The following is a 6363-nucleotide window of genomic DNA, read 5'->3' as shown; positions in this document are numbered from 1 at the left end:
GGCCGCGGCCGCACGGCGAAACGCTCGTCGTCCCGAAACAACGCGCGCAGTTCGGCGTCGAGCTCGTCGGCGCCGTGGGTTCCGTCGGGTCCGTCGGCGCCGTCGGCCCGGCCGGCTCCGCCGAGTCCGCCGGTTCCGTCGTGTCCGTCGGGACGGTCGTTCCCGGCGGCGTCGGTTCCGTCGGCACTCACCGTGCCCACCTCCCCTCGCTCCCGGTGTCCCGGTGCAGTTTGCCCCGCAGGGAACCGAGTGCCTTGCTGGCCTGGCTCTTCACGGTGCCCGGGCTGATGCCGAGCGAGTCGGCGATCTCCGCCTCGCTCAGCCCCTCGTAGTACCGCAGCACGATCACCGCACGCTGCTTCGGCGGCAGCTCCCGCAACGCCGCCCACAGCGGTTCGTACTCGAACGGGTCGGCGGGGGACACGGTGCCGGATTCCGGGATCTCGGCGACCAGGTTCTCCCGGCGGTGCCTGCGCCACCGGGAGATGTGGGCGTTGGCCATCGAGCGGCGGATGTAGGCGAGCGGGTCCCCGGTCTTGCGCACCACGCTCGACCACCGTGCGCCGATCTTCTCCAGCACCGACTGCACGAGGTCGGCGGCGTCGTGCGGATTGCCGGTCAGGGCGTGCCCGTAGCGCAACAGCCCCGGCAGCGAGGCCTCCACGAACTCCTCGAAGTCCGTGAGGTCGCCAGACACGACCGCTTCCCTCCTGTGGACGACAGTCCGCGTCCCGAACCCGACGCCCGGGGCCGCGGACACGAGCGTAGTCACCGTAACGTCTCCCTCACGCGATCGCGTTGTCCGACTCGACTCCGTCCACGCACGCGGACCCCGTGAGGTTGCCCGAAGGTTACCGGTGTGTCCCCCAACCGGGGTCGGCCAGCTCCGGGGGGAGCCGGAAGGACCCGTCCGGGCCGGGCGGGAACGGGTGGACCGACACCACCGCCTCCGGCGCGATCGGACCGTAGACGTGGGGGAACCAGGGCGCACCCGGTTCCGGCGGCTCGGCGGGCTCCCACCGCACCGGGACGCCCAGCCGCGCCGGGTCGATCCGCAGCAGCACCAGGTCGGTGCGCCCGGCGTAGAGCCGGTCGGCCGGGAACTGCACCGTCCCCGGGTCGGAGCAGTGCACGAAGCCGACCTCGGCCAGCGACGCCGCCTCGTACGGCTCGCCCGGGGCGACGGCGTTCCAGACGTCGGCGGGGCAGATGTGCAGGATCAACGGAGCGTGAGCTGCCGACCGATCAGGCCGTCGCGCGCCCGGCGCTCGCTCGCGTCGAGTGGCCGCTCGTCCAGCGAGCCCAGCGCCTCCTCCAACCGGGCACCGAGGTGCTTGGCCGGTTCGTCCCACTCGCGGGAGTGCGCCTCCGGGTCGAGGTCCCACACCGGCACCAGGAGCCCGTGCGCCCGGAACGAGCCCGCGTACCGGGTGCCTTCGCCCAGCGTCAGCTCCCCCGCGGCGGACAGCCGGGCCAGCGCCTGCAGCAGCCGGTTCTCCTCGGCGGGCCACACCCAGCGCAGGTGCGCCTTCTCGCCCGCGAGGACCCAGTACGCCCCCGGGCCGAGCCGCTCGGTCGGCATGATCGCGGCGTTCGCCCGCTCCAGCGACATCGCGACCTCACCGGAGGGGGTGCTGCCCTCCGGCAGCCACCAGGAGAAGTCCTCGTGCAGCGTGACCTCGAGCTCCGCGTCCACGGCCAGCAGGTCCTGGAGCCGCTCGCCGGGCTGCGGCTCACCGACGGTGTCGGGCACCGAGAGCACCTCGCCCGGTTCGGCGTCCAGCGCCCAGCGCAGCGCCCGGCCGAGGTCCCGGCTGATGTCCGAGGAACGGGTCTGGACCTGCATCCCCAGGAAGATGTGCCCGTCGTCCGAGCGCACCATCGCGGCGGCGGCCAACGGCAGCACGGTGCCGAGGGTGACCTCGCGCCCGGCCGGGTCGACCCCGTCGGCCAGGGTCAGCGGCGCGGTGGCGGACGGCACGAACTCCCGCAGCGCGATCAGTTCCGGTTCCGCGGCCAGCCCCTCGAAGGGACGCGCCACGAAGACGTCACGGACCTTCTTCGGCTTCCCGCCCTTCGCGGGAGCGCCCTTCCTGCGTGCGGCCTTGCCCACGGTGTCGCCCTCCAGATGTCCGGTTGACCCGACGCTACTCGACCCGCACCGGTGCCGGAGCGTGCGGGTCGTACCCCTGCGGGTGAACCGCCGGGGCGGGCGGTCAGGACCGGGTCTCGTCCACGACCCAGGACAGGTACCCGGCGCTGCCCCCGGTCACCGGGGTCGCGATGACCTCCGGCTCGTCGTAGGAGTGGTGCGCCTTCAGGTGCTCGGTCAGCGCGTCGACCCGGTCGGCCGCGGTCTTGATCTCCACGCGCCACTCCGGGTCGGTGTGGGTCGTGCCCTCCCACCGGTACACGCTGGTGATCGGCCCGAGCACCTGGGCACACGCCGCGAGCCGGGCCTCGACCGCGCCCGCCGCCAGTTTCCGCGCGGCGGCCTCGCTGTCGGTGGTGGTAACGACGACGGCGGCCGTGTCCGGGTCCGCTGCGGCGCGTCCCGCGCCGGGGGCCGCGAGGTGTTCCGACGACATGCCGTCCAGGCTAACCTGGGAATGTGACCGGGCGTCACACGGAACGGACGGACTGGCCGATCGCGTTGCGCGGTCGGGCGGTGATGCTGCGCGATTTCCGCCCCGGTGACCTCGACGGGGTCCGCGGCATCGTCGGCGACGACCGGGTGACCTACCACCTGGCGTTCAACTCCCGCAGCACCGAACAGGCCCGGGTGATGCTGCACGAGATCATGGAGCGGGCCCGGCAGACGCCGCGGCCCGAGTACTACCTCGCGATCACCCCGCTCGACTCCACCGAACCCACCGGCCCCGCCGATCCCGCCCCGGCGGACCGGGTGCTGGGCTTCGCCCGGCTGGTCCTCGGCGCCGAGCGTGCCGGCCGGATCGGGTACGCGGTGGCCCACGAACACCAGGGCCGGGGCTACGCGGGCGACGCCGCGCGCACGCTGCTCGACTTCGCGTTCGGCAGGCTGCGCCTGCACCGCGTCACCGCCGTCGTCGCGCCGGACAACATGGCGGGACTGGCCTCGGTGGAGCGTCTCGGTTTCACCCGGGAGGGCGTGCTGCGCGACCACGTGCACACCAACGGTGCCTGGCGTGACTCCATCCTGTTCTCCCTGCTCGCCCCGGAGTGGAACCCGGACCCCGACGACTGAACACCGGTCGGGGAGGGACTCACCGTGGCGTGCCCCCGCCCACCACGGGAACGGGCCCGTCGGCCTCCAGCAGTGCCGCGACGCGGTGGGGATCGGATCCGGCACGCAGCAGCCGCGCGAGCGCGTCGAGCTGTTCGCGGCTGGGCGGGGTGTCGAGCCCCCCGGTCACGACCGGTGCGTGCCGGGTGGGGGAAACATCGGTGGTCATGCGGCTCCTCGTGTCGTCTCGCCGGGCGGTCACCGTGGTCCGGGACGTCGGGGTCCGGAACGTCGTGGGGCGGGGCAGGCGCGGGTCCGGGCACGGTCCGGGCCTTCCGGGGCGGACGGGTCCTCGCCGGGGAGCGGAGGGATCTGCTCCGGCCGGAAACCCTCCCGGACGCGGATCTCGCGGTCGCACGTCCAACAGGTGGGTCGCGGCCATCCGCCGAGGTGGAAATCGTCGTCGGCCGGGGTGACCTGGACACCGCACAGCGCGGGGAACGACCTGTCCGGGGCGGGGACGGTCACGGTGCGGTCGTAGGCGTGCAGCCGACCGTCGGCCTGCTGCCACCGCCACCACATCAGCGACACCCCGCATCCGAGGTGGCGACGACCCGGTGTCGGGGACCGTCGGCCGTCGCCCCTCCGTGGTCGGGCATCGCCCGGCGCTCCCGGATCGGGTAATGGAGTGTTCGGTCCGGCATCGTCGCCTCCCCGAGAGCGTGCGCATGAAGCGCTCGACTTGTTCCGGAATAAATCGTGCGATGTTCCGGAACAAACAGCAATGCCTCGTTCGGATGACGCAGGAGCGGTCCGGGGTTCGGCTATGGTCTGTTCCATGCCCGGAATATCGGACGAACTCGCCTACCTGTTCGGGAGCGAGCTACGGGGCCTCCGCGAGCGCGCGGGACTTTCTCAGAAGCGCATGGCCAACGGTGTCGGCATGACCACACATACCGTGGTCTGGCGGTGGGAGCGGGGCGAGCGCATACCGTCGGCCCAGATCGTCGACAAGATCGCCGACGTCCTGGACGTGACGGCCGTCGAGCGCGATCGCCTCACCAACCTCGCGCGAGAGGCCGCTGACCAATCCGTCAACGAGGTTTCGGCCGGGAGTACCGGGCAGGCTGACGCGCTCACCACGCTCATCCGGCTGGAGCGGGTAGCCACCGGCGTCACGGATGTGTCGATCGTGTTGGTGCCGGGCCTGCTGCAGACCCCCGAGTATGCCCGGATCGTTCTGGGGCACGCGCCGAACGTGGATACCAAGGTCGCGGCTCGGGTCGGACGCCGGGAGATTCTCACCCGCGACCGCTCGCCGGTGCAGTACACCGCGTACCTGCTGGAAGGGGTGCTGCACCAGCAGACCGGACAGGACGTGATGCGGGACCAGCTCCGACTCATCCGTGATCTGGCCGGTCGCTCCAACGTCACCATCCGTATCATCCCCGAGGCCCGCGGGATCACTCGCGCACACACGGGCTCGTTCGTGCTGATGGAGTTCGCCGCCGCGGAACCGATAGTCCACCTCGAGGACTTGAGTAGTGCGGCCTTCCTCCGGGATCAGGAGGATGTGAAGGCACATCAAGCGGCGGTCGCGAGTCTCAACCAGGTGGCGCTGAGCCCGGACGCTTCGGTCCGGCTCATCGCCGACGTGATCGAGAGTATGGAGTCACCATGACGGCACCGCATCAGACAACGGGCTGGCAGAAGTCCAGTTACTCCGGGGAACACACGAACTGCGTGGAGTTCCGTCGGGTCGACGGGGGCGTTCAGGTGCGCCACTCGAAGCGGCCCGACGAGGTCACCCTCCAGTACACCGACAGCGAGTGGACCGCGTTCCTCTCCGGGGTGAAGGACGGCGAGTTCGACCTCTGACGCGACAGCGGCACGGACGGCACGGACGGGCCCCGGCGCCGGAGGGCTGCCGGGGCTCCCGTGTGTCGGGGCGGCGTCCGGACGGTGACCGGGGCCCTCGCGTCGGGTTAGCCTCTGCGGATGTTCGATCCCGCCGATCCGGGCTTCCTCGCCGACCCGTATCCGGAGTTCGCCCGGCTGCGCGCCGAGGGCGACGTCCACCACCACGAGGGCCTGGGCCTGTCGATCGCGGTCTCCCACCCGGCCGCCTCCGCGGTGCTGCGCAACCGGCGCCTGGGCCGCCTCTGGCGCGACGCGACCCCGGTGGAGCGGTTCGCCTCGTTCAACATGCTGCACCGCAACTCCCTGTTGGAGAACGAGCCACCGGCACACACCAGGTTGCGGCGGCTGGTCTCGTCCGCCTTCGCCCGCGGGCACGTGGAACGGCTGCGGCCCACCGTCGAGGCGCTCGCGGAACGGATGGTGGACACCCTCGCCGACGGCATCGCCCGCGACGGCGAGGCCGACCTGCTCGAACACCTCGCCCAGCCGCTCCCGGTGGCGGTGATCGCCGAACTGCTGGGGGTACCCGCCGAGGACGGTCCCGCGATGGTGCGGTGGAGCAACGCCATCGTGAAGATGTACGAGTACGGCCTCACCGAGGACCGGCGGGTCGCCGCCGAGCGGGCGGCGACCGAGTTCGCCGACCACCTGCGCGCACTGGCACGGGACCGGGCCGCGCACCCCGGCGACGACCTGCTCAGCCACCTCATGGCCAGTGACCTCACCGGGGACGAGGTGGTGGCCACGGCGGTACTGCTGCTCATGGCCGGGCACGAGGCCACGGTCAACGTGCTCGGCAACGGTGTGCACGCCCTGCTGACCCACCGCGGGCAGTGGGACCGGCTGGTCGCCGGGGTCGGGGACCCCGCGCTCGTCACCTCGGCCGCCGAGGAGCTGATCCGGTACGACTCGCCGCTGCAGCTGTTCGAACGCACCGCCACCGCCGACGTCGAGATCGCCGGACACCGGATCGCCGAGGGCGGGAAGGTGGCCGCCCTGCTCGGGGCCGCGGCGCGCGACCCGGAGGTGTTCGCCGAGCCGGACACGCTCGACATCACCCGGGACCCGAACCCGCACCTGGGATTCGGCGGCGGCATCCACTACTGCCTCGGCGCCCCGCTCGCCCGCGTCGAGATCACCGCGGCGCTCGGTGCGCTGGCCCGCAGGCTGCCCGGCCTGCGGCACGCCCGCACGCCCGCCCGCAGGCCGGAGTTCGTCATCCGGGGACTGCGCGAACT

At 72.3% G+C, this 6363-nt stretch carries 11 protein-coding genes; 4 read left to right on the top strand and 7 right to left on the bottom strand.

Annotated elements, in window-relative coordinates:
* From SACPADRAFT_RS32990 to cutA, 5 genes are all read right to left on the bottom strand, one after another.
* On the bottom strand, window positions 1-191 hold a 191-nt coding region (locus SACPADRAFT_RS32990), incomplete at its 3' end, for a hypothetical protein (protein WP_007026009.1).
* Window positions 188-697, bottom strand: a complete 510-nt coding sequence (locus tag SACPADRAFT_RS0215095; protein ID WP_007026008.1) for a SigE family RNA polymerase sigma factor — start codon at window positions 695-697, stop codon at window positions 188-190. The genes SACPADRAFT_RS0215095 and SACPADRAFT_RS32990, both read right to left, overlap by 4 nt.
* A 154-nt stretch (window positions 698-851) precedes the next feature.
* Window positions 852-1223, bottom strand: a complete 372-nt coding sequence (locus SACPADRAFT_RS0215090; RefSeq protein ID WP_007026007.1) for a DUF952 domain-containing protein — start codon at window positions 1221-1223, stop codon at window positions 852-854.
* A complete protein-coding gene (locus SACPADRAFT_RS0215085; RefSeq protein ID WP_007026006.1) occupies window positions 1220-2113 on the bottom strand; it encodes a DUF5926 family protein in 894 nt (297 codons plus the stop codon). Before SACPADRAFT_RS0215085 ends, SACPADRAFT_RS0215090 begins: the two co-directional genes overlap by 4 nt.
* 103 nt (window positions 2114-2216) lie before the next feature.
* Complete coding sequence (gene cutA / locus SACPADRAFT_RS0215080) at window positions 2217-2588, bottom strand: divalent-cation tolerance protein CutA (protein WP_007026005.1); 372 nt, start codon at window positions 2586-2588, stop codon at window positions 2217-2219.
* 23 nt (window positions 2589-2611) lie between these two features.
* Here cutA and SACPADRAFT_RS0215075 point away from each other — a divergent pair, with 23 nt between their 5' ends.
* A complete protein-coding gene (locus SACPADRAFT_RS0215075) occupies window positions 2612-3226 on the top strand; it encodes a GNAT family N-acetyltransferase (protein ID WP_007026004.1) in 615 nt (204 codons plus the stop codon).
* A gap of 19 nt (window positions 3227-3245) precedes the next feature.
* Here SACPADRAFT_RS0215075 and SACPADRAFT_RS0215070 read toward each other — a convergent pair whose 3' ends face one another.
* Window positions 3246-3434, bottom strand: coding sequence for a hypothetical protein (locus tag SACPADRAFT_RS0215070; protein WP_007026003.1), 189 nt, complete (start codon window positions 3432-3434; stop codon window positions 3246-3248).
* Between the two features lie 29 nt (window positions 3435-3463).
* Window positions 3464-3787, bottom strand: coding sequence for an HC3 family zinc finger protein (locus SACPADRAFT_RS0215065; RefSeq protein WP_040924432.1), 324 nt, complete (start codon window positions 3785-3787; stop codon window positions 3464-3466).
* A gap of 202 nt (window positions 3788-3989) precedes the next feature.
* Between SACPADRAFT_RS0215065 and SACPADRAFT_RS0215060 the strand changes: the two genes are divergently transcribed.
* From SACPADRAFT_RS0215060 to SACPADRAFT_RS0215050, 3 genes are all read left to right on the top strand, one after another.
* On the top strand, window positions 3990-4886 hold the full coding sequence (locus SACPADRAFT_RS0215060) for a helix-turn-helix domain-containing protein (RefSeq protein WP_324604546.1): 897 nt from the start codon (window positions 3990-3992) through the stop codon (window positions 4884-4886).
* Entirely contained in the window at window positions 4883-5083 is a 201-nt protein-coding gene (locus SACPADRAFT_RS0215055; RefSeq protein WP_007026001.1) for a DUF397 domain-containing protein, read from the top strand. Before SACPADRAFT_RS0215060 ends, SACPADRAFT_RS0215055 begins: the two co-directional genes overlap by 4 nt.
* A 120-nt stretch (window positions 5084-5203) precedes the next feature.
* Window positions 5204-6363, top strand: a 1160-nt coding sequence (locus SACPADRAFT_RS0215050) for a cytochrome P450 (protein WP_007026000.1), incomplete at its 3' end; no start/stop codon positions are given.

It is taken from the genome of Saccharomonospora iraqiensis subsp. paurometabolica YIM 90007 (assembly GCF_000231035.2).
Taxonomy (GTDB): domain Bacteria; phylum Actinomycetota; class Actinomycetes; order Mycobacteriales; family Pseudonocardiaceae; genus Saccharomonospora; species Saccharomonospora paurometabolica.
Note: the sequence above shows the minus strand (reverse complement) of the source record. Positions and strands in the feature narration are given on the sequence as shown.

Coding starts and splice junctions, on each gene's coding strand:
- cutA (WP_007026005.1), bottom strand. CDS start 2,588: ATGTCGTCGGAACACCTCGCGGCCCCCGGCGCGGGACGCGCCGCAGCG.
- SACPADRAFT_RS0215070 (WP_007026003.1), bottom strand. CDS start 3,434: ATGACCACCGATGTTTCCCCCACCCGGCACGCACCGGTCGTGACCGGG.
- SACPADRAFT_RS0215065 (WP_040924432.1), bottom strand. CDS start 3,787: ATGTGGTGGCGGTGGCAGCAGGCCGACGGTCGGCTGCACGCCTACGAC.
- SACPADRAFT_RS0215060 (WP_324604546.1), top strand. CDS start 3,990: ATGCCTCGTTCGGATGACGCAGGAGCGGTCCGGGGTTCGGCTATGGTC.
- SACPADRAFT_RS0215055 (WP_007026001.1), top strand. CDS start 4,883: ATGACGGCACCGCATCAGACAACGGGCTGGCAGAAGTCCAGTTACTCC.